The sequence below is a fragment of the Paracoccaceae bacterium Fryx2 genome (assembly GCA_032334235.1).
Lineage (GTDB): Bacteria > Pseudomonadota > Alphaproteobacteria > Rhodobacterales > Rhodobacteraceae > JAVSGI01.
Map to the genome: position 1 here is coordinate 43,398 of JAVSGI010000001.1, position 21,892 is coordinate 65,289.

Consider the following 21,892-nt stretch of genomic DNA (forward strand, 5'->3'; position numbering starts at 1 on the left):
AGGAAACCGGCGCACGACACGAAACTGCCAGGGAGGCAACAATGCGCACGATCCTACTCACCACGGCCCTTGCCTTGGTCGCCACGGCGGCGGCTGCACAGCAGAGTGTCGTCGTCGTCACCTCTTTTCCCAAGGATCTGACCGACCCCTTCAAGGCCGCGTTCGAGGCGGCACATCCCGATTACCAGCTCGAGGTGGTCAGCCGGAACACCAACGCCTCGGTGTCCTTCCTGCAGGAGACCCGGGCCTCGAACACCACCGACCTGTTCTGGGCATCGGCCCCGGATGCGTTCGAGGTGCTGAAGAGCGAGGGGCTGCTTGCCAGGGTCGACATCGCGGCCGAGGGGATACCGGATACCATCGGCTCCTATCCGATCAATGATCCGGACGGCACCTACTACGGCTTCGCGGCCTCGGGTTACGGCATCATGTACAACACCCGCTACATCGAGGCGAACAACCTGCCCGTGGCCACCGAGTGGGAAGACCTGATGCGGGCCGAATACAACGGCCATGTCGGCATGTCCTCGCCGTCGCGGTCCGGCACCACGCACCTGACCGTCGAGACCCTGCTGCAGGGCGACGGCTGGGATGCCGGCTGGGCCAAGTGGAAATGGATCTCGGGCAACATGAGCACCGTGACCGAGCGCAGCTTCGGCGTGCCCGACGGGGTGAACTCGGGCAACTTCGGCTTCGGCATCGTGATCGACTTCTTCGGCCTGGCCTCGAAAGCCTCGGGCTTCCCGGTGGAGCTGGTCTATCCCAGTGTCACGTCCATCGTGCCGGCCAACGTGGGGATCATCGAGAATGCCCCGAATGCCGAAGGGGCCAAGGCCTTTGTCGAATACATCCTGTCGCCCGAAGGCCAGCAGGTGCTGCTGAACCCGGCGATCATGCGGCTGCCGGTCAATCCGGACGCCTATGCAAACGCACCCGAAGGCTTCCCCAACCCGTTCTCGGAAGAATTCGCGCCCGGTGCGATCGTCTTCGACGTGGACAAGTCCGGCACGCGCTACAATCTGGTGAACTCGCTGTTCGACGTGATGATCACCTACCGGATGGACGACCTGCGTGCGGCGGTGGCGGCGGTGCAGGCGGCCGAGGCCGCGCATCCCGATGGTGCCAATGCCGAGGCCAGGGCGCTGATCGACGAGGCCCGCGCGCTGGTCGAGGCCCTGCCGGTCACCGAGGAGCAGGCGCTCGATCCGTCCTTCACCGGCGTGTTCCAGATCTCGCGCGCCGAACCCGAGACACAGGTCGTCGGGCGTCAGGCCGAGGTGGAACAGGCATGGGACGCCTTTGCCGTGGCCAACTATGCCAGGGCGAAGGAACTCGCGGACCAGGCTGCCGCGATGCAGTGACCCGCACCCGCTCCGGCTGGTCCGGAGCGGGGCCTTCTGCCTCGAGCCCAGGTGCTTCCCATGACCCAACCCATCGCTTCCCCGGGAAGCTCCGGCCGTTTCACGCTGTTTCCGCGGCTTTCCGGAACCGCCGTCACCGGCATCGTCATCGCCCTTTTCCTCATGGCATTCCTGATCCTGCCGGTGGCGCAGGTGATCTATGTGGCCTTCCTCGACGCGCGCAGCGGCGCGTTCACGCTGCAGAACTTCCAGGATTTCTTCAACACGACCCTGTTCCGCGAAAGCTTCGTGAACTCGTTCTACGTCTCGGCGATGTCGGTGGTCTTCGCCACCATGATCGCCCTGCCGCTGGCCTACATCACCACGCGGTTCAACTTCGGCGGGGCCGTGCTGATCCAGAGCCTCGGGATCATCCCGCTCATCATGCCGCCCTTCGTCGGCGCCGTGGCGATGAGCCTGCTGTTCGGGCGCAACGGCACGGTCAACCTGCTGCTGAACCAGTATTTCGGCATCAAGATCCCCTTCATGGAGGGGTTGAACGGCGTCATCCTGGTGCAGTCGATCCACTACTTCCCCTTCATCCTGATCAACCTCTCGGCCGCGCTGCGCAACATCGACCGGTCGATGGAGGAGGCGGCGCAGAACCTCGGCTCTTCGGGGATGCGGCTGTTCCGGCGGATCGTGTTTCCCCTGGCCATGCCGGGCTATCTTGCCGGCGCGGCGCTGGTCTTCATCAAGGTCTTCGACGACCTCGGCACGCCGCTGCTGCTGAACGTGAACACCATGCTGGCGCCGCAGGCCTATCTGCGGATCACCGGCGTCGGCATCAACGACCCGATGGGCTATGTGATCTCGTTCATCCTCGTCGTGTTCTCGGTCTTCTCGCTCTGGGCCTCGTTCCTCTTCATGCGCGGCAAGGACTATGCCACGACGCAGAAGGGCGGAGGCGGGCTGTCGAAGCGCGACCTCGGCCGGGGCGAGAAGATCACGGCCTATGCGGTGATCCTGTTCATTCTTGCGCTGGTGCTTTCGCCCCATCTGGGGCTGGTGCTTCTGGCCTTCGGCACGATCTGGTCCTTCAGCCCGCTGCCCGACGGCTTTACCCTGCAGCATTTCGGCACGGTCTTCAGCCAGTCGATGCAATACGTGACGAACACCCTGCTTTATGCCGGAACGGCCGCTCTGCTCGATGTCATCCTCGGGACGGCCATTGCCTACATCGTGATCCGCACCGGGCTGCCGGGGCGCAAGTGGCTGGACTACATGGCTACGGCCGCGCTGGCGGTTCCGGGCGTGGTGCTGGGCATCGGCTATCTGCGCCTGTTCCACGGCGTGCAGCTGCCCTTCGGGATGGGGCCGATGGCCAGCTGGTGGGGGATCATCATTCTTGCCCTTGCCATCCGGCGCCTGCCCTATGCGCTGCGGGCCTGCATGGCCGCCTTGCAGCAGATCGCGCTGGCGCTCGAAGAGGCGGCCGAAAGCCTTGGCGCGACCAGGACCTCGACCATCCGCCGCATCGTGGTGCCCTTGATGTCGGGCGGCATCCTGGCCGGCTTCGTCACCAGTTTTGCCACCGCCGCAGTAGAGCTGTCGGCCACCATCATGCTGGTGGGCCGCTCGGCCGATGCGCCGCTTGCTTACGGCATCTATCTCTTCATGCAATCGCCATCGGGGCGCGGGGCCGGCGCCGCGCTCGGCATCCTCGCAGTGGTCATCGTGGCGCTCGGCACCTACCTCTCGCAGCGCATCATCGAACGCGACCGCCGCCGCCGCGCCGCCGCTCCGGGGGCAGAGGCATGATCCGGCAGGAGAACCCAGACATGACACGATCCAAGGCGGGCATCCGCATCGAGAACCTGCACCTGTCGTTCGGCGAGACCAAGGTGCTGGAAGGCATCGACATGGAGATCAGGCCGGGGGAGTTCTTTGCCTTCCTCGGCCCGTCCGGCTCGGGCAAATCCACCCTGCTGCGGGCGATTGCCGGTTTTGGCCCGCGGCCGCAGGGCCGCATCCTGATCGGGGATCGCGACATTGCCGACCTGCCGCCGTGGAAGCGCAATGTCGGGATGGTGTTCCAGTCCTACGCGCTCTGGCCGCACATGACCGTGCGCGCCAACGTGGCCTTCGGGCTGGAGGAACGCCGGATGCCCCGCCGCGAGATCGGGCCGAAGGTTGAAGCCGCACTGGAACTTGTAGGCCTGCTCCACCTTGCCGACCGGATGCCGGCGCAACTGTCGGGAGGGCAGCAGCAGCGCGTTGCGCTGGCCCGGACGGTGGCGATCGAGCCTCAGGTGCTGCTGCTGGACGAGCCCCTGTCCAACCTCGACGCCTCGCTCCGGGTGCAGATGCGGCGCGAGCTGCTGGCGCTGCAGCGCAAGCTTGGCCTCACCACCGTTTTCGTGACCCACGACCAGGAGGAGGCCAACACCACGTCCGACCGGATGGCCGTGCTGGACGGTGGCGTGATCCAGCAGATCGGCACCCCGCAGGAACTTTACGACCGCCCGGTGAACGGGTTCGTCGCGGGCTTCCTGGGAACCGCGAACATCCTGAAGGGCAGCCTGCGCGACGGAACCTTCGTGACCGGGAGCGGCAACGCCCTGCCGGTCGCGACCACCCTGGACAGGGCGACCCGCATCGTGCTCCGGCCGCAGAACATCAGCCTGACGGATGACCGCGGCTTCGGTGTCATTCCCGGCATCATCCGGCATCGCGAATTTCTCGGCAGCCAGATCCGCTATCTGGTCGAAACCGCGGATGGGCAGATCATCGTTGACCGGTTGCATGGCGAGGGGGCGGTGGCCCATGAAACCGGGGCCGCTGTCGCGCTGAAGGTCGAAAGCCGCAACGCGCCGCTGCTGGCCTGATGGCGGACCTGTGGTTCATCCGCCATTTTCGCACGGCCTGGAATGCGGAAGGAAAGTTGCAGGGCCGGCGCGACATCGCGCTGGATGACCCGCTCGGCCCCGCCGATCGGGCGGCACTGGCCGCAAATGCCGAAGCACTGGCGGGGCTGGAGTTTTCGGCCGTCTGGTCCTCTCCCCTGCTTCGGGCGCGACAGACGGCCGCGCTGCACGGCTTCGCAACGCCCGAAATCCTGCCGGACCTGGCCGAGATCGATTTCGGCAGGTTCGAGGGGCGGCTCTGGTCGGAGCTGGACGCAGCCCATCCCGGCCTCTGGCACGAGGCACCGCACCTCTTGCCGCTGGGTGAACCCTTCGAAGCCTTCACCGCCCGCGTCGCCCGCGTGCTGGCCCGGGCCGCACGCCTGTCCGGGCCGCCGGTGCTGATCTTCGGCCATGGCGCCTGGGCGGGTTGCCTTTCCTGCCTGCAGGCGGGGCGCGACCCGGCCGCGATGAACGGGATGAAACTTGCCAATGGCGGGATGCTCAGACTGCCGGTTGACCGGTTGAAGGGTTCGGTCAGGCGTTCGGCAACGGCCGCCACGTCCCGCAGCTGAGCGACCGCCGGAGGTTCGGGCAGGCCCGGCAAGGGTGCGCAATCTCCCGGCCGACCGGAAAATGCGGTTCCAGGGCCATTGATCCAGATCACGGCATGCCTGGCCCCCGTGGTCCAATGATTCAGCATTTCAAAAAATGCAGGAGCACATCATGGCCGCCTTTACGCGCACGCTGCCGATCCCCGGAAACGACACAGTCACCGGCGGCACCGGCGACGACAGCCTGACGATCATCAACAATCTGGAAGGCGGCGTGCTGGTCCAGGGTTTCACGAACTATTCCGACGGCAGCCACGGCGGCATCTTCAACGCACTGGGCAACAACGACATCACCTTTTCGGGCATTGAGCGCATCGCCTTCACCGACAACGGCGGCGGGGCGGACAACATCACCACGGGTCGTGGCAACGACACGATTTCGGCCGGCGGCGGCAATGACACGATCAATTCGGGCTCGGGCACCGACATCATCGACGGCGGCGACGGTATCGACATCTGGTCGGTCAACCTCGGCGCAGCCACCACCGCCATCGACCTCGATCTGAACGCCGCAGTCTCGACCTTCCTCGGCACCGGATCGCTGCGCAATGTCGAAGGCTTCGGCTCCCTGTTCACCGGCCTCGGCAACGACCGGATCACCGGGCACCGCAGCGCCGCGGTCAGCGACACCATCAATACCGGGGGCGGCGACGACACGATCACGCTCTGGCACGGCGGGAACGACTCGGTGACCGGCGGCAGCGGCAGCGACACGCTGGTGGTGGTGAACGAGATCGCGGGCGGGATGGAGACCCAGGGCTTCACCAACTATTCCGACGGCGGCCATGGCGGCATCTTCAATGCCAGCGGCAACAACGACATCTCGTTCTTCGGCATCGAGCGTTTCAGCTATACCGACCTCGCCGGCGGGGCTGACCGCATCACCACCGGCCGGGGCAACGACACCATCAACGGCGGCGGCGGCAATGACACGATCAATTCGGGCTCGGGCATCGACATCGTCGATGGCGGCGCAGGCATCGACATCTGGTCGGCCAACATGGGGGTTGCCACCGAAAACATTGCCATCAACCTGAACGCCGCCAGGTCGCGGTTCCTCGACACGGGCGAGGTGCGCAGTGTCGAAGGCTTCGGGTCGCTGTTCACCGGCCTCGGCAACGACCGGATCACCGGGCACCGCAGCGCCGCGGTCAGCGACACCATCAATACCGGGGGCGGCAACGACACGATCACGCTCTGGCACGGCGGGAACGACTCGGTGACCGGCGGCAGCGGCAGCGACACGCTGGTGGTGGTGAACGAGATCGCGGGCGGGATGGAGACCCAGGGCTTCACCAACTATTCCGACGGCGGCCATGGCGGCATCTTCAACGCCAGCGGCAACAACGACATCTCGTTCTTCGGCATCGAGCGTTTCAGCTATACCGACCTCGCCGGCGGGGCTGACCGCATCACCACCGGCCGGGGCAACGACACCATCAACGGCGGCGGCGGCAATGACACGATCAATTCGGGCTCGGGCATCGACATCGTCGATGGCGGCGCAGGGCTCGACCTTTGGTCGGCCAACATGGGGGACGTGAAGCGTTCGGTCGTGATCGACCTCAACGGGGTATCGACCTTCCTCGCCACCGGATCGGTGCAGAACATCGAGGGTTTCGGCAACCTTGTCACCGGCTCGGCCAGGGATGTCGTCACCGGGCACCGCACCTCGGCGCTGAGCGACACCATCAGCACGGGCGGCGGCAACGACAGGATCACGCTCTGGCACGGCGGGAATGACTCGGTGACCGGCGGCAGCGGCAAGGACACGCTGGTGGTGGTGAACGAGATCGCGGGCGGGATGGAGACCCAGGGCTTCACCAGCTACTCCGACGGCGGCCATGGCGGCATCTTCAACGCCGCCGGAAACAACGACATCTCGTTCTTCGGCATCGAACATTTCAGCTATACCGACCTCGCCGGCGGGGCTGACCGCATCACCACCGGCCGGGGCAACGACACCATCAACGGCGGCGGCGGCCACGACACGCTTCTTGCGGGCGCGGGCAATGACCGGGTCAACGGCGGTGCGGGGAACGACGTGCTGGACGGCGGCGCGGGCAACGACGTGCTGAACGGCGGCGCCGGCAACGACACCCTGATCGCGGGGGCCGGGACTGACGTGCTGACCGGCGGCGCGGGCGCGGATGTGTTCGAGTTCTCCGCCACGCTGAACGAAGGGGCGAACACCGTCACGGATTTCGCCGACGGGACCGATCTGTTCCGGGTGGCGGGCGGCATCTTCTCCACCTTCGGCATCGCGGCTGCGAACGGGGGGGCAGACACGATCATCACCCTTGGCGGCGGAACCACGGTGCTGCTGACAGGGGTGCAGGCAAGCGTGATCGATGCCAGCGACTTTCTTCTGGCCTGACCGGAGAGGGTCGCGCCGCAAGGGGGCGGGAAGTGGCATCCCGCCCCTTGGTGTGCGCGGCCCGCGGCCGACCCCTGAACCGGACGCCCCGCCGGTCCACGAGGCATCGACGGCGGCGCCTCGCCGTCAGAGCCCGTCATCCGCTTCGTCGCGGTCCCGTTCCGGCGGGTCAGCATTTCCGCAGGGCCGGGCCAAACTTGCAGGCCGCCATCATCTGCTGATGCGGGGGGCGATTTCACGCGATCTCGGGCAGGTGTTTCACGCCATCGCCGGCCGCCATTTCGCGATTGCGGGCAAGGCTGGCCGACGTTTTGCAGGGCGTCGCCCGGCCGGGATGGCCGGTCCTGTCGCGCAACCAGGGCCTCCTGCCCGCCCGCGCCACCCCGGCAAGGGTGTGCGCGGGCGGGTTCACGTTTCCGGATTCCGGCCTCTTTCCTTCGACAGCGGGACGGGCCGCGCGTAACGGTGTCTGCCACGGCCGGACCGGGCATCGGCCCCGGCTGCGGTTGCCGAACCACCCGGCTTCAGGGCCGCAACACCGGTCCTGCACGGACAGGCCGGGGTCCGATCATCTCAGGACATCGCTGCACTTCGGTGAAAGCCAGCCGGAGATCTTCCCTTCCCTGTGCCGGACAGAGTTCACCCATGACGATCATCAGTTTCCGGCACAACTTCGTGTTCGTCAAAACCTCCAAGACGGCCGGAACCAGCATCGGTTACGGATGACGCGGGTTACATCGTCACGACAGCCCCGGCCGTCGGCGCCCTGCTGTCAATGCAGGTACCGGGCACGTCCGAGGACGACACCCTCACCGGCGGCGGCGCGGACGACTATCTCCACGGCTACGCGCGTCATGACAGCCTGTACGGCAACGGCGGGGCCGACTACCTCGACGGCTTCAACGGCAATGACGTGCTTTTCGGCGGAGATGGCAACGACAATCTGCAAGGCGGTGAAGGATCTGACAGCGTGTTCGGCGGTGCCGGCACTACTTCCTGTCCGGCGGCAATGGCACCGACATCCTGTTTGGCGGCAGCGGCGACGACTCCATCCTGATCGGCAACCCGCTTCTGGACATCGGTCGGGGGAACGTCTCTGCCGGTCTGGCGATCCTTGAAGGGGATACCCTGTTTGGCGGGGCTGGGAACGACACGCTCTTGATCTTCGGGACGTCCGATGCCGTCACGGTGAACCTGGCAGACAGCTTTGCCCAGACCGGCGAGGGCGAGCCCGATGCAATCTTCGGGTTCGAGAACGTGCATTATCTTGGCGGAACGGGAAATGCCCTGCTCGTCGGCAATGCCAGTGACAATGCGCTGTTCAGCGGCATGGGCAACGATACGCTCGAGGGCGGCGCCGGCAACGACTTCCTTCTGGCCAATTCGGGTGACGACATGCTGTCCGGTGGCCGCGGCGACGACATTCTGGACGGGGGAACCGGAACCGACACGGTTTCATATCTCGAGTCCGTCGATGGTGTCCGGGTCAATCTTGCCGCCGCAGGCCCGCAGCTTGTCAGCGCCGGCGAGGGCAGCGATACGCTGATCAGCATCGAGAACGTGACCGGCAGCACGCATGCCGATGCGCTGGACGGAAATGCCGCGGCGAACCTGCTTCAGGGCATGGACGGCAACGACACGATCTATGGCCTTGACGGCAACGACACCCTCACGGGCGACAACGGGGCCGATCTTCTGCAGGGCAATCTGGGGGACGATCAGCTTTCTGGCGGCGCGGGGAGCGATGACCTCCGGGGCGGTCAGGGTGCCGATACGATCAGTGGCGGTGGCGGAGACGACCGGCTGACCGGCGCCCTGGGCGATGACCTGCTGACCGGCGGCGGCGGCGCGGACATGTTCATCTTCACCGCGGGCGCTCCCGGCGCCATGTTCGGGCACGACAGGGTCAACGATTTCGCCGCCTTCGAGGACATGCTGGTCTTCAGCCAGGCGATGTGGCGCGGGGCAGAGGGCGTCCTGACGGCTGCCGAAGTCGTGGACATGTTTGCCAGCGTTGCCGGAGACAACGTCGTCTTCAACTTCGGAGACTACGGTTCGGTCACGCTGCTCGGGGCCTCCATCGTCGGCCTGGAGAACAGCCTGGTGCTCGTCTGACAACAGGCGCTTCAGGCGCCATCCGGCCGCCTGAAGCGCCGGATCACCTGCAGGATCGGCGGCGAAGGGTCCTTCGCCGCCGATCCGCATTTCCGGGCCGAGGTTTTCGGACCTTTCCGGCCCGGGATGGCGGCCACCCACGGCCCCGACGAACAGCATCCCGTCCTCGCCACAGGTTGCGCTGACCCGGTTAATCGCCAGAATGCGACGAGGCCCGGGTCAGCCTCGGGCCGCCGCCGCAACGTCAGAGAAGGGTCACATCATAGGCCGCGAAGTGACGATCCGCGCTCAGCAGCGTCAGGCCCTCGACCCTGGCCTGTGCGATCAGCATCCGGTCGAAGGGATCGGCATGATGCGGCGGCAGGGCTTCCACCGCGGCCGCATGGCCCCAGGTGACGGGCAGCGGCAGGCACCCGGCCAATGCCGCCTGGTCGAACAGGTCGTGGGGCACCGACAGCTTGCCGAGGGCGCGCTTGATCGCCACTTCCCAGACCGAAACGGCGCTGATGTGAACCTCTGCCGCCGGGTCGGACAGCGCGTCGCGGAACCGCGGCGGCAGTGCCGCATCCTCCAGCACCGCCCAGATCAGCACATGGGTATCGACCAGCAGCCTCACCGCGGCGCGATCTCGCTTGCGGCGAACAGGGCCGCGATCTCGGCATCGCCCGCGTGGATGTCGGCAGGCGCGGCAAAGCGGCCCTTCATGCAGCCGATCAGGGGCTGGCGCTTCTGCGGCCCCGGACCCACAATGCGGGCCACCGCGCAGCCATACCGGGTCAACTCGATCTCTTCGCCCGCCTCGGCCCGGCGGATGATCTCGGCAAACCGGGCCTTGGCCTCGGCTATGGCAATCCGCATCGGCACCTCCACTTCTGTCCATAATGTAGGTCATCATTGATGGTTGCGCAACGTCTGCCCCTGCCCGCCCCCGCCACCCTCTCGACCGAGGACGAGGCGGCGCTGAGCGCACTTTACCGGCGCGGCACGCCCGCGAACACCCTGCGGGCATGGGAGCGCGACCTGGCCTACATCGCCGCGTGGAAGGCGGCCGTGTTCGGCAGGCCGCTCGGCTGGCCCGAGGAGGAGCGGGTGGCGCTGCGCTTCGTGCTCGATCACACCATCGACCTGACCGACACGCCCGGCCCGGCGCAGGATGCGGCGCTGGAGTTGATTGCGCGGGGGCTGCGGCTCGGCCTTGCCTGCCCCGCCAGTGCGACGCTGGACCGGCGGATCGCCTCGTGGCGGGCGTTTCACCGCATGAAGAACCTCGCCTCGCCGTTCGAGGCGCCGCTTCTGAAGCAGGCCCGTGCCCAGGGCCGCAAGGCGGCCGCCCGGCCAAGGCGGCCGAAATCGCCGCGCCCGGTGACGCGCGAGGTGCTGGAACAGGTGCTGGCCAGTTGCGACGATTCCCTGCGCGGCCTGCGCGACCGGGCGATCCTGAGCCTCGGCTTCGCCTCGGGCGGGCGGCGGCGGTCAGAGATCACCAGCCTTTGCCGCGAGGATGTCGGCACCGAGGACTATGCCGAAAAGGGCCTGCTCTGGCTGCGGCTGCTGGAAACCAAGACCACCGCCAAGGGCGACGCGCCGCGCCTGCCGCTGAAGGGCAGGGCGGCGCGGGCGGTGATCGGCTGGATCGAGGCGGCCCGCATCACCGACGGCCCGCTGTTCCGCCCGGTCAGCACCGCCGACCGCGCGCTGGACCGCAAGCTGTCGCCCGACGCGATCCGCACCATCCTGCGCCACCGGCTGAAGCTGGCGGGCCTGCCCGAGGATTACGCGACGCCGCACGGGCTGCGCTCGGGCTTCCTGACGCAGGCGGCACTGGATGGGGCGCCCCTCGCGGCGGCGATGCAGCTGTCGCTGCACCGATCGGCCATCCAGGCGCAGAAATACTATGCCGATGTGGAAATCAGCGACAACCCGGCGACAAACCTGCTGGGAGATTGAGGGGCCGCCCGGTCACGCCTCCAGCGCGCGGGCCAGTGCGGCAAGGCCCGCGGCCAACAGCGCCCCGGCGGCGGCGGGGCTTTCGGCCTCGGTGTAAAGCCGCAGTTCGGGCGCGTTGCCCGAGGGGCGCAGGTGCAGGATGCGCCCGCCCTCCAGCATGAGGCGCAGCCCGTCGGTCCGGTCCACCCCGGCCTCGACCGCCCCCAGCCCGGCCAGAAAGGCGGCCCGCGCGCGCGGGTCTGCGGCCAGCCCGGCCACCAGCGCCAGGCTGCGGTCGGTCGGCACCTCTTGCAGGCGGTCGGCGGCGGTGAAGCGGGCGGGCTCTGCCGCGACCAGGGCGGCCAGCCCTGCGGCGCGCGCCGCCACCAGCGGCGCGATCAGCGGCAGCAGGGCGTCGCGCGTCATCAGCGGCGGCAGCGGGCCTGCCGGGCCATCGGCGGCAAAGCCCAGCAGGAAGCCGCCGTTCGCCTCGTAGCCCGCGACGCGGCCGCCGGTCGCCTCCATCCCCGCGATCACGAAGGGCGAGCCTATGCGGGTGCGGACCACCCTGGCAAAGCGGCCCGACGCCTCGGCCCCGGTGTTCGAGGATACCGGGGTCACCACCACCTCCGCCCCCAGCGCCGCCGCGGTGATCTGGCCCAGCACATCGCCCGGGATCACCTGCCCCGCGGCATCGGTCAGCAGCGGCCGGTCGCCGTCGCCATCGGTGGAAACGATGGCATCGAACACCCCCGCCGCCGCCCAGCCCTGCAACTGCGCCCGGGTGGCGGCATCGACCGCTTCGGTATCGACCGGGATGAAGCTGTCCGACCGGCCAAGGTCGGTCACCGCCGCCCCCAGCGCCGCCAGTGCGGCCAGCAGCGGGTCGCTGCCCACCGAGGAATGCGAATAGACCCCGATGCGCAGCCCCGCCAGCGCGTCGGGACCGTAGGCGGTGACATAGCGCGCGACATAGGCCGCCCCTGCGCCGCCATCAGCCACCGGGACGGGGCCGGGCGCGGCGGGGGCGGCAGGCTGTTGAAGGGCCTCCAGGATGGCGGTCTCGTGCGCCTTGGTGATCTCGCCCGCGGGGGTGTAGAACTTCAGCCCGTTGCGGTCGGCGGGAATGTGGCTGCCGGTCACCATCACCGCCGCCGCCCCGGCCCCCATCGCGGCCAGCGCCAGTGCCGGGGTCGGCACCGCGCCGCAGTCGGTCACCGCCAGCCCCGCGGCGCGCGCCGCCTGCACCACCCCGGCCGCGATCGCGGGCGAGGACGGGCGCAGGTCGCGCCCGACGAACAGCCCGGTTCCGGTCGGGCAGGACCGGATGAAGGCCCCGACATGGGCGGCGACCAGATCGGCCGTCAGTTCGGTGACAAGGCCGCGCAGGCCGCTGGTTCCGAATTTGGGGGGCATGGGGCTTCCTTCGGCGGTTTGCTTGCGGGGTGGCGGTGGTGCGCCGCCGCGCCGGAACCTAGCAGGAGGCCGATTTTCCGGCAAGGCGGGGGCGGTAACGGGGGGGCAGCGCACGGTGCCCTTACCGGATGCTTACCGTCCTTGGCTACCCCTTGGCGCAGACCCGTGTCCTGGAGGTATCGATGTCCGACCTGTCCCCGGTTCTGGCCCTGCCGTTCATCATGCCTGCGCAGGCCCAGAAACATGTGACGCATAACGAGGCGCTGCGGATTCTGGACGTGCTGGTCCAGACCGTGGTGCAGACCCGCGATCTGACCGTGCCCCCCGCCGGGCCGCAGCCGGGCGACCGCCATATCGTGGCCCCCGGCGCGACCGGGGCCTGGGCCGGGCATGACGGCGACATCGCGGTGTTCGTGACCGATCACTGGGAGTTCCTGGTGCCGCAGCCGGGCTGGTCGGCGCATGTGCTGGCCGAGAACAGCCGCGCCACCCATGCCGGCAGCGGCTGGGAGGTGCCCGCCGACCAGCCGCTGCGCGTGGCCGGGCTGGGGGTCGCGGCCACCCCCGACGCCACCAACCGGCTGTCGGTCAGCAGCCCGGCCACGCTCTTGAACCACGCCGGGGCGGGGCATCAGCTCAAGGTCAACAAGGCCGCCTCCGGCGACACCGCCAGCCTGCTGTATCAGACCGGATTTTCCGGCCGGGCCGAGATGGGCACGGCGGGCAGCGACGATTTCGCGATCAAGGTCAGCGCCGACGGCGCGGCCTGGAACACCGGGCTGACGGTGGCGGCGGCCACGGGCAGGGTCTCGCTGCCGCTGGGGGCGCTGGTGGCGGACGGGACCGCCGCCGCGCCGTCGCTGGCATTTGCCGCCAGCCCGGGCACGGGCCTCTGGGCCCCCGGGGCGCACCAGATCGGCCTGTCGGCCGGCGGGGTGCTGCGGGCGCTGCTGTCCTCGGCCGCGTTGCAGATCGACCTGCCGGTGACTGGAACCGCCGTGCAGTCGGGCGTGACCGACGCGACCGACGGGCGCCTGCTGCGCATGGTCGGCGGGCGGGGCCCCTTCGGCCTGGGATCGGACTACAGCCCCCCGATCACCGACTTCACCGCCGAACTGCGCGCCGGGTTCTGGCGGTTCACGGAAAACGGAGTTGCGGGCTATCCGGTCAACCTGCCGTATTTCGGGGGCGCGTTCGTCGCGCGGGCCGGCGGGGCCGAGGCGGGGGCGGAAGGCGGGCATCTGGTGCTGGCCGGGCGCATCGCGGGTGCGAGCCGGGCGACGCAGCGGGTGCATGTCGGCTGGCGCGGAACCGACGCCGGGGCGATGACCTGGACCGAGCTTTTCCACCAGGGCAACATCGTGGGCACCGTGACCGACAGTGGCGGCGTGCCATCCGGGGCGGTCATCGAAAGCGGCACGAACGCCAATGGCTCCTACACGAAATGGGCGGACGGCACGATGATCGCGACCAGGATCATATCCGGGCTCGGGCCGGTCAACACCGCGTCGGGATCCTGCTTCATCTCTGCGGGCGTCAACCTCGGCACGCTGCCCGCCGCCTTCCACGCCCCCCCGGTGCGATGCCTCAGCGCCCATACCGTTTCCACCAACCCCTGCTGGTATCAAGGCGTCTCGGCCCCAAGCGCCACGCTCGGCGGGTTCGTCACGCTGGTGCGGGCGGCAAGCTACGCCGGGACCGACGCCACCGTCACCGCAACCTTCATCGGCCGCTGGAAAGCCTGACATGCACATCACCCTGTCCCCCTGCCGCCACGACGGCACCCTGACCCTGCACCGTGCGGGCGACACCCTGACGGTCAACGGCGAGCCGTTCGACCTCGCGGGCATCCCCGAGGGCGCCACCCTGCCGCGCGCGGCGGTGGCCTGCGACTGGCTCGGCTCCGACATCACCCGCACGGGCGGCGTGCTGCACCTGACGCTGATCCTGCCGCACGGGCCCGATGCGCCGCCCGGGACGCTGTTCCCCGCGCCGCTGCTGCTGACCGGCGACGGGCCGGTGGCCCTTCCCCCCCATGACGCCGAACCCGGCCCGATCGCGGAGCATGACGCATGAACATCGACCTCGGGCAACTGATCACCGCCGAAGCCCATGCGAAGGCCCGGCTGTCCGCCGCGAAGGCCGCGGCGCTTGCCGCCCTTGTCGCCTGGATCGACGCCACCACCCAAGCCATCACCGGCCCGGTGCCTGCCGACGAACGGCTGAGCTGGACGGCCAAGGAGGCCGCCGCCCGCGCCGTGCTGGCCTGCCGGGCCACCCCGGAACAGGCCGTGCTGATCGCCGACGAGGCGGCCGTCTTCGGTGAAAGCGAAACCGCGCTCTGCGGCAAGATCCTGCACAACGCCGACGCCTGGCGCGGCATCATCGCCGCCCTGACCGGCATCCGGCGCCGGGCGACGGCGGCGATACACCACGCCGCGACGCCGCAGCAGGCCGAAGCCGCCCTGGACCGCGCACAGGCGGAATGGGCCGCCATGGCACAGGAGGTCTGATCCTGCCCCGGTGACAGGCCCGCCAGGCGCGTCGCTTCTGGCGGGCCCCTTGACCCCGGCGCCATTCTCGGGCTTTCCTGCGGGCCAGACGGCAAACTGCGTGTGACCGCCCCCGGCCGCGCCCCCATCCGGATATCTTGCGCCTCCGATGCAGACAGCTCCCAACCCGTCAGCACCCCGTCCGCAAGCCCCCCCTTTGCCAGCACCCCGGCCGAAGATCCTGCATCAAAGCCTGCGGGCGAACCGCGCGAACCGGTTCATCTACCTCAACAACGCCAAGGTCGGCTGTTCGACGGTGAAGGCCAGCCTCTGGGCCGCCATCACAGGCAGTCCGCCCGCAAAGATCGGCAATGTCCATGTCCTTGAAGGCTCGCCCTTCGACAACGACATCCGCAAGCTGGACTGGGCCGCGGATGCCTTCATCTTCACCTTCGTGCGCAACCCCCATGCCCGGCTGGTCTCGGCCTATCTCAACAAGGTCCTGCCGCCGCGGGACCGGGTCTGGCCCGAATTCGCCACAAGGCACGGTCTCGACCCCGACCGCCCGATCGGCTTTGACGCCTTCGTGGAGTTCATCTCGGGCATCCCCCCCGAAGCGCATGATCCGCACTGGCGCCCGCAGCACATCAACACGCTGCACCCCTTCGTCACGCCGAATTTCGTCGGCGATCTCGACCGGATGGACACGCTGCTGCCCGACCTGCTGGCGCGCCTGCTTCCGGGCCGGATCGCGGGCAGCGTGGCCCGCCGCCAGCACGGCACCGGGGCCGGCGACAGCTACCGCAGCCACCTGACCGATCCCGGCACCGTCGCCCGGATGCAGCGTCTCTATGCCGGGGATTTCGAGCTGTTCGGCTATGACCCCGACCCGGCCCGCGACCCGGCCCCCCTTGCCGAAACCCGCCTGCGGCCGCACCGCCATCCCCGGCTGGCCCGGCTCGCCCGGCAGCGCCGGCAGCGGAAGGACGCAGCGCCCGGCTGATCCCCCGCCGCGCGCGTCCGCGGCTACCCGCCCCCCAGAAGTCGATGCGGCGATAGCCCCGGTCGGCCAGCATGTCGTAGGCCTGTCGGTAGAAATCCCGGTCGGAGTTGTCGAAGACGATGAACCCGTCCGTCCGGAAATGTTCGAGCGCGGCCCAGGTGGAGAGCACCCGCGCCATGCCGTCGACCACGACGATGTCGAAGCTGTCACGCGGAAACTCCAGGATCCGCGAGGCATAGCCCTCGAAGCCTGCGTTGATCTGGCCGCTGCGCAGGGTCTGCGGGCTGCGTTCGGGGTCGACGATCTTCGGGGCCGCGGCCAGCAGGCGGGCAGCCTGCACCCCCGACGGGGGCGCGTTTTCGCCACAGGCGAGCAGCGACGCATTGGCGGGAAGGCCCGCCCGGATCCGCTCGACGAAGGCCGTGTCATGGTCGACCGTCACCACGCGGCGCACGCGCTCTGCCCACCACAGCGACGAGTTGCCGCCGCCGTATTCGAACACCGACAGGCCGGGGCCGATTTCCTGTTCCAGAAAGCGGATGGCGGCGTAGGTGAACCACGGCAGCGGCTTGCCGTCCTTCTGCGGCAGCTTGGTCGTGGCGCTTTCCAGCCAACCCGACCCGGTCAGATACGTGCGGCGCAGCGCGGCTTCCATGTCGGCGACGGACTGCCCTTCATAGTAGAGCGGCAGGCTTGAGGGCTCCTTCACCGGTCACACATCCTTCTCAGCTGCGCGCATAGATGTCCTCGTAGCGGATGATGTCGTCCTCGCCCAGATAGCTGCCGGTCTGCACCTCGATCAGCACCATCGGCACCTTGCCGGGGTTTTCCATCCGGTGCACGGCGCCGAGCGGGATGTAGACCGACTGGTTTTCGCTCACCAGCTTCGCCTCGCCGTCCACCGTCACCTTTGCCGTGCCCTCGACCACGATCCAGTGTTCCGAGCGGTGGTGGTGGCTTTGCAGGCTGAGCGCCGCGCCGGGGTGGACGACGATGCGCTTCACCTGGAAGCGCCGGCCGACCACCAGGCTTTCGAACCAGCCCCAGGGCCGGTAATCCACCGGAAAGGTTTCGGCCTGCGGCACCTTGCGCGCCTTCAGCGCGGCCACCGCCTCCTTGACCCGCTGCCCGTCGGACTTGCGCGCCACCAGCACCGCGTCGGGCATGGCGATGGCCACGATGTCTTCCAGCCCGATGCCGACCAGTTCCAGCCGCGGCGATTCCGAGCGCAGCAGCGTGTCGTGGCAGTCGATCGCGGTGGCATGGTCGGAACAGACGTTGCCCGCCGCATCGGGCCCGCTTTCATGCCAGACCGCATCCCAGCCGCCCAGATCCGACCACCCGCCCGCGAAGGGCACGACCGACAGGTTCGCGGCCCGCTCCATCACGGCATAGTCGATCGAGATGTCCTCGGCCTCGGCCCAGGGGCCGGGGGCCAGACGCAGGAAGCCGAGGTCGGCCTTCGCCTCGTCCACCGCGCGGCCGACCGGGCCCAGCAGGGCCGGCGCCGTGGCCGCGAAGGCGGCAAGGATGGTCTGCACCGAAAACAGGAAGATCCCGGCGTTCCACAGGAACCGGCCCGCCGCCAGCATCTCGGCGGCGCGGGCGGCATCGGGCTTCTCGACAAAGCGCACCAGCGGCTGCGGCCCCTCGCCGCCCTGCCCCGCCGCCAGTTCCAGATAGCCGTAGCCGGTTTCGGGCCGCACCGGCTGGATGCCGAAGGTCACGATCTGCCCTGCCATCGCCGCGGGCACCCCGGCCTCGACCGCGGCGCGGAACGCGGCCACGTCGGGCATCACATGGTCCGACGGCGCCACCAGCATCAGCGCCCCGGGGTCGCTTTTCGCCAGCCACAGGGCGGCCGCCAGCACCGCGGGCGCGGTATTGCGCCCCGAAGGTTCGATCAGCACCGCGCCGGGATCGACGCCGGCCGCTGTCAATTGTTCGGTCACCAGAAAGCGGAAGTCGGAGTTTGTGACCACCACCGGCGGGGCATAGCCCGGGCCCGCCAGCCGCCGCACGCTGGCCTGGAACAGCGTCTCGGTTCCCATCAGGGCAGAGAACTGCTTGGGGTAGCTTTTGCGCGACAGCGGCCACAGCCGCGTGCCGGAACCGCCGCAGAGCAGGATCGGGTGGATGGTGGGCATCTTGGTCAACTCCGTTGTCATCGGGCCGGGGGTGCGGCGCGGGGTGCCGTCACATCCGCGCCTCGGCCGCATGTGCCAGAAACCAGCGATAGGCATCGGCGATGCCGTCTTCGAGGCCGATGCGGGCGCGCCAGCCCATGCCGGCCAGCCGCGACACGTCCATCAGCTTGCGCGGCGTGCCGTCGGGTCTGGTGGTGTCGAACCGGGTGGCGCCGGTGTAGCCGGTCACCCGCGCCACGATCCGCGCCAGCTCGGCGATGGTCACGTCCTGCCCGGTGCCGACGTTGATGTGGCTGAGCATCGGGCTGGTATTGGCGGCGTAGACCGCGGGCGGCAGGTCCATCACGAACAGGCTGGCCTCGGCCATGTCGTCGACATGGAGGAACTCGCGCATCGGCGTGCCGGTGCCCCAGATCACCACCTCGTCGCGCCCCTCTGCCGCCGCCTCGTGGAAACGGCGGATCAGCGCGGGCAGCACGTGGCTGTTCTCGGGGTGGAAGTTGTCGCCCGGCCCGTAAAGGTTGGTGGGCATCACGCTGCGGTAATCGACCCCGTGCTGGCGCCCGTGCTGCCGGTTGTAGCTTTCGCAAAGCTTGATGCCCGCGATCTTGGCCACGGCATAGGGTTCGTTGGTCGGCTCCAGCGTGCCGGTCAAGAGCGCGTCTTCCGCCATCGGCTGGGGGGCGTTGCGCGGATAGATGCAGGACGACCCCAGAAACAGCAGCCGCCGCACCCCCGCCGCAAAGGCCTGATGGATGACGTTGCATTCCATCATCAGGTTTTCATAGATGAATTCGGCCGGAAAGGTGTTGTTGGCATGGATGCCGCCGACCTTGGCCGCGGCCAGGATCACCACGTCGGGGCGTTCGGCCTGCATGAAGTCGCGCACCTGGACCTGATCGGTCAGGTCCAGCTCGGCATGGGTGCGGGTGACAAGGCCGATGTCCTCGCCCGCATCCCTGCGCGCCTGCAGCCGGCGCAGGATCGCGCCCCCCACCATGCCCCGGTGACCTGCGACGTAGATTTTCAAAGCAAGCCCTTTCCTCGTTCTGCCCGGTCTGCGGGTCAGATTTCCAGCGAAACCGGCATTTCAAGCCCGTGCGCCTTCAGCAGCGCGTGACGGCGGGCGATCTGCAGGTCGGAGGCGACCATTTCGGCGCACATCTCCTGCGCGGTGATCTCCGGGGTCCAGCCCAGTTTCGCCTTGGCCTTGGCGGGGTTGCCCAGCAGGGTTTCGACCTCGGCGGGGCGGAAATAGCGCGGGTCGATGCGCATCACCACCTGGCCCTCGCGCACCAGCGGCGCGAGGTTGCCCGAGACCTTCTCGACCGTGGCGGTCTCGGCCACCCCTTCGCCCTCGAAGCGCAGGGTGATGCCCAGTTCGGCGGCCGTCCAGGTGATGAACTCGCGCACCGAATACTGCACCCCGGTGGCGATCACGAAGTCGTCGGCCTCCTCCTGCTGCAGCATCATCCACTGCATCCGCACATAGTCTTTCGCATGGCCCCAGTCGCGCAAGGAGTCGATGTTGCCCATGTAGAGGCAGTCTTCCAGGCCCATCGCGATGTTGCTGAGGCCGCGGGTGATCTTGCGCGTGACGAAGGTCTCGCCCCGGCGCGGGCTCTCGTGGTTGAACAGGATGCCGTTGCAGGCATACATGCCATAGGCCTCGCGGTAGTTCACCGTGATCCAGTAGGCATACATCTTGGCCACCGCATAGGGGCTGCGCGGGTGGAACGGCGTGGTCTCGGTCTGCGGAATCTCGCGCACCAGGCCGTAAAGCTCGGAGGTCGAGGCCTGGTAGAAGCGGGTCTTCCTTTCCAGCCCCAGCAGGCGGATCGCCTCCAGCAGGCGCAGCGTGCCCATGCCATCGACATCGGCGGTGTATTCCGGCGCCTCGAAGCTGACGGCGACATGGCTTTGCGCACCGAGGTTGTAGACCTCGTCGGGCTGCACTTCCTGCAGGATGCGCGTCAGGTTGGAACTGTCGCTCAGATCGCCGTAATGAAGGCGGAAGCGGGCATTGTCGACATGCGGGTCCTGATAGATGTGGTCGACGCGCTGGGTGTTGAACAGCGAGGCCCGGCGCTTGATGCCGTGAACCTCGTAGCCCTTCTCCAGCAGGAATTCGGCAAGATACGATCCGTCCTGACCGGTGACCCCGGTTATCAACGCCTTTTTCATTTGCTATCTGTTCGCCTGATATGTCTTTGGGGTGTCTGGGATGCGGACTGCAAAAGTGATAGTCAGGTCATCCACTGGAAACAAGATGCCATTCCGCGCCTGCAGCCCCGTGCCCCCTGTTGCCGCCTGCCGCCCGCCCGCCCGGCCCCGAGGCCCGGCCCCCGGCGGCGTGCCGCAGGGCCGCACCTCCCCCTGCCGCCCCCCGCCCGCCGGAGATCGCCATGACCGGGCCTGTGCCGGACTATGCGCGGGGCATCGCCGCCGCCCGGGCCGCGATCGCCGCGGAGGACCGGGCCGGGGCCGCCCGGCTGCTGGCCGGGTTGCAGCGCGATCTGGCGGCGGCGGGCGACGGCGCGCTGCGGCTGGAGTTCCTTTCGCGGTTCGCCGCGGCCCACGGGCTGCGCCTGGAAGCCCCGCCACCTGCCCCGCCGCTGCCTGCCCCGGCCCCCCTGCCCGCCCCGATGCTGTCGCATCCCCGCCCCCGGCTTTATGTCGATGCGCAGCATGGGCTGGGCAACCGGCTGCGCGCCATCGCCTCGGCGGCGGTGATCGCCGGGCAGACCGGGCGCGAGCTGGTCATCGTCTGGCAGCCCGACGTGCATTGCGAATGCCGCTGGCCCGACCTGTTCGCCCACGGGGCGGCGCTGATCGAGGCCAGCTTTGCGCAGCAGGCGGCGCAGGCGGGCTGCCACCTGTTCAACTACATGGAAGTCGAGCCCGGCGCCTGCAAGGATGCACCGATCCCCGGCGAGACCCCGGCGGCGGGCGACATCTACGTGCGCTCGGCCTATCCGCTGGTCAGCCCGCAGACCTCGTGGAAGCTGGAACGGCAGTTCCTGCACGCCCTTGTGCCGGTGCCCGAGGTGACCGACCTGATGCGCGCGGTGCGCCACCCGAACCAGGTCGCGGCCCATGTCCGCATGGCCAGCGGGCCGGCTTTCGAGCATCTGCCCTACGAGGCCCCCGAGAACTGGACCCCCGAGGCCCATGCCGCGCTGGCCGAATGGCGCGGCCGCAGCCACGCCCGCCATTTCATCGCCCGGATCGACGCGCTGATCGCCGAGGGCCAGGCAGACAGCCTGTTCCTCGCCGCCGACCTGCCGGAGACCTATGCGCTGTTCGCAGAACGCTATGGCGCGCGGCTGGCCGTGCTGCCGCGCAGCCTGTTCGACCGCTCGGCCAGGCAGGCCCAGTATGCGCTGGCCGACACGCTGCTGCTGGGCCGGGCCGGGCGGTTCCTTGGCAGCACCTGGAGTTCGATGACCGACCTCTGTTGCGCGACAACCATCTTGGCCGGTGCCGACAACCACCTTGGCCGGTGGGGCTGAACGGAAGACGGGCATGCCCGTCTGGAGGGCAGCCCCACCGGCCT

At 68.7% G+C, this 21,892-nt stretch carries 20 protein-coding genes; 14 read left to right on the plus strand and 6 right to left on the minus strand.

The window, feature by feature from the left end; genetic code table 11:
• The first annotated feature begins 41 nt into the window (after nucleotides 1-41).
• The 7 genes from RNZ50_00270 (at nucleotide 42) to RNZ50_00300 (ending at nucleotide 9,352) form a co-directional block, all read left to right on the plus strand.
• Nucleotides 42-1,361 (plus strand): extracellular solute-binding protein, encoded by a 1,320-nt coding sequence (locus RNZ50_00270; GenBank protein ID MDT8853488.1) that lies wholly within the window; start codon nucleotides 42-44, stop codon nucleotides 1,359-1,361.
• Nucleotides 1,362-1,421: 60 nt separating this feature from the next.
• Nucleotides 1,422-3,161 (plus strand): iron ABC transporter permease, encoded by a 1,740-nt coding sequence (locus RNZ50_00275; GenBank protein ID MDT8853489.1) that lies wholly within the window; start codon nucleotides 1,422-1,424, stop codon nucleotides 3,159-3,161.
• A 20-nt stretch (nucleotides 3,162-3,181) separates the two neighbouring features.
• A complete protein-coding gene (locus RNZ50_00280; protein ID MDT8853490.1) occupies nucleotides 3,182-4,228 on the plus strand; it encodes an ABC transporter ATP-binding protein in 1,047 nt (348 codons plus the stop codon).
• Nucleotides 4,228-4,821 carry a histidine phosphatase family protein gene (locus RNZ50_00285; GenBank protein ID MDT8853491.1) on the plus strand — a complete coding sequence of 198 codons (594 nt, stop codon included), beginning with the start codon at nucleotides 4,228-4,230 and terminating at the stop codon, nucleotides 4,819-4,821. Before RNZ50_00280 ends, RNZ50_00285 begins: the two co-directional genes overlap by 1 nt.
• Before the next feature lie 151 nt (nucleotides 4,822-4,972).
• The gene (locus RNZ50_00290; GenBank protein MDT8853492.1) at nucleotides 4,973-7,237 is read left to right on the plus strand and encodes a calcium-binding protein; all 2,265 of its coding nucleotides are present in this window, start codon (nucleotides 4,973-4,975) and stop codon (nucleotides 7,235-7,237) included.
• A gap of 775 nt (nucleotides 7,238-8,012) precedes the next feature.
• Nucleotides 8,013-8,294 (plus strand): hypothetical protein, encoded by a 282-nt coding sequence (locus RNZ50_00295; protein MDT8853493.1) that lies wholly within the window; start codon nucleotides 8,013-8,015, stop codon nucleotides 8,292-8,294.
• Between the two features lie 101 nt (nucleotides 8,295-8,395).
• Nucleotides 8,396-9,352, plus strand: coding sequence for a calcium-binding protein (locus RNZ50_00300; protein MDT8853494.1), 957 nt, complete (start codon nucleotides 8,396-8,398; stop codon nucleotides 9,350-9,352).
• Between the two features lie 244 nt (nucleotides 9,353-9,596).
• On the opposite strand, the gene RNZ50_00305 is transcribed toward RNZ50_00300, so the two are convergent.
• Nucleotides 9,597-9,968 (minus strand): type II toxin-antitoxin system VapC family toxin, encoded by a 372-nt coding sequence (locus RNZ50_00305; protein MDT8853495.1) that lies wholly within the window; start codon nucleotides 9,966-9,968, stop codon nucleotides 9,597-9,599.
• A complete protein-coding gene (locus RNZ50_00310) occupies nucleotides 9,965-10,210 on the minus strand; it encodes a type II toxin-antitoxin system prevent-host-death family antitoxin (GenBank protein ID MDT8853496.1) in 246 nt (81 codons plus the stop codon). The genes RNZ50_00305 and RNZ50_00310 overlap by 4 nt, the downstream gene beginning before the upstream one ends.
• Nucleotides 10,211-10,249: 39 nt before the next feature.
• On the opposite strand from RNZ50_00310, the gene RNZ50_00315 reads away from it, so the two are divergent.
• Nucleotides 10,250-11,299 carry a tyrosine-type recombinase/integrase gene (locus tag RNZ50_00315; GenBank protein ID MDT8853497.1) on the plus strand — a complete coding sequence of 350 codons (1,050 nt, stop codon included), beginning with the start codon at nucleotides 10,250-10,252 and terminating at the stop codon, nucleotides 11,297-11,299.
• A gap of 12 nt (nucleotides 11,300-11,311) precedes the next feature.
• Here the strand turns inward: RNZ50_00315 and RNZ50_00320 are convergent, their stop codons facing one another.
• Nucleotides 11,312-12,694 carry a phosphomannomutase gene (locus RNZ50_00320; GenBank protein ID MDT8853498.1) on the minus strand — a complete coding sequence of 461 codons (1,383 nt, stop codon included), beginning with the start codon at nucleotides 12,692-12,694 and terminating at the stop codon, nucleotides 11,312-11,314.
• Nucleotides 12,695-12,876: 182 nt separating this feature from the next.
• Between RNZ50_00320 and RNZ50_00325 the strand changes: the two genes are divergently transcribed.
• The 5 genes from RNZ50_00325 to RNZ50_00345 all read left to right on the plus strand — a co-directional run bounded on the left by RNZ50_00325 (nucleotide 12,877) and on the right by RNZ50_00345 (nucleotide 16,886).
• Nucleotides 12,877-14,439: a DUF2793 domain-containing protein gene (locus RNZ50_00325; protein MDT8853499.1), complete on the plus strand. Its 1,563-nt coding sequence runs from the start codon at nucleotides 12,877-12,879 to the stop codon at nucleotides 14,437-14,439.
• A gap of 1 nt (nucleotide 14,440) precedes the next feature.
• The gene (locus tag RNZ50_00330; GenBank protein ID MDT8853500.1) at nucleotides 14,441-14,770 is read left to right on the plus strand and encodes a hypothetical protein; all 330 of its coding nucleotides are present in this window, start codon (nucleotides 14,441-14,443) and stop codon (nucleotides 14,768-14,770) included.
• Nucleotides 14,767-15,207: a hypothetical protein gene (locus RNZ50_00335; GenBank protein ID MDT8853501.1), complete on the plus strand. Its 441-nt coding sequence runs from the start codon at nucleotides 14,767-14,769 to the stop codon at nucleotides 15,205-15,207. Before RNZ50_00330 ends, RNZ50_00335 begins: the two co-directional genes overlap by 4 nt.
• A gap of 196 nt (nucleotides 15,208-15,403) precedes the next feature.
• On the plus strand, nucleotides 15,404-16,189 hold the full coding sequence (locus RNZ50_00340) for a sulfotransferase family 2 domain-containing protein (protein ID MDT8853502.1): 786 nt from the start codon (nucleotides 15,404-15,406) through the stop codon (nucleotides 16,187-16,189).
• Nucleotides 16,190-16,328: 139 nt separating this feature from the next.
• Nucleotides 16,329-16,886, plus strand: a complete 558-nt coding sequence (locus RNZ50_00345; protein ID MDT8853503.1) for a hypothetical protein — start codon at nucleotides 16,329-16,331, stop codon at nucleotides 16,884-16,886.
• A gap of 28 nt (nucleotides 16,887-16,914) precedes the next feature.
• Here the strand turns inward: RNZ50_00345 and RNZ50_00350 are convergent, their stop codons facing one another.
• From RNZ50_00350 to gmd, 3 genes are read right to left on the minus strand one after another with little or no spacing between them, the layout of a single operon-like run.
• Complete coding sequence (locus tag RNZ50_00350; GenBank protein ID MDT8853504.1) at nucleotides 16,915-18,336, minus strand: mannose-1-phosphate guanylyltransferase/mannose-6-phosphate isomerase; 1,422 nt, start codon at nucleotides 18,334-18,336, stop codon at nucleotides 16,915-16,917.
• Between the two features lie 49 nt (nucleotides 18,337-18,385).
• Nucleotides 18,386-19,366 carry a GDP-L-fucose synthase gene (locus tag RNZ50_00355; GenBank protein MDT8853505.1) on the minus strand — a complete coding sequence of 327 codons (981 nt, stop codon included), beginning with the start codon at nucleotides 19,364-19,366 and terminating at the stop codon, nucleotides 18,386-18,388.
• A gap of 35 nt (nucleotides 19,367-19,401) precedes the next feature.
• Nucleotides 19,402-20,520 carry a GDP-mannose 4,6-dehydratase gene (gene gmd / locus RNZ50_00360; GenBank protein MDT8853506.1) on the minus strand — a complete coding sequence of 373 codons (1,119 nt, stop codon included), beginning with the start codon at nucleotides 20,518-20,520 and terminating at the stop codon, nucleotides 19,402-19,404.
• 221 nt (nucleotides 20,521-20,741) lie between these two features.
• Here gmd and RNZ50_00365 point away from each other — a divergent pair, with 221 nt between their 5' ends.
• Nucleotides 20,742-21,848, plus strand: a complete 1,107-nt coding sequence (locus tag RNZ50_00365; protein ID MDT8853507.1) for a hypothetical protein — start codon at nucleotides 20,742-20,744, stop codon at nucleotides 21,846-21,848.
• Nucleotides 21,849-21,892 lie beyond the last annotated feature (44 nt).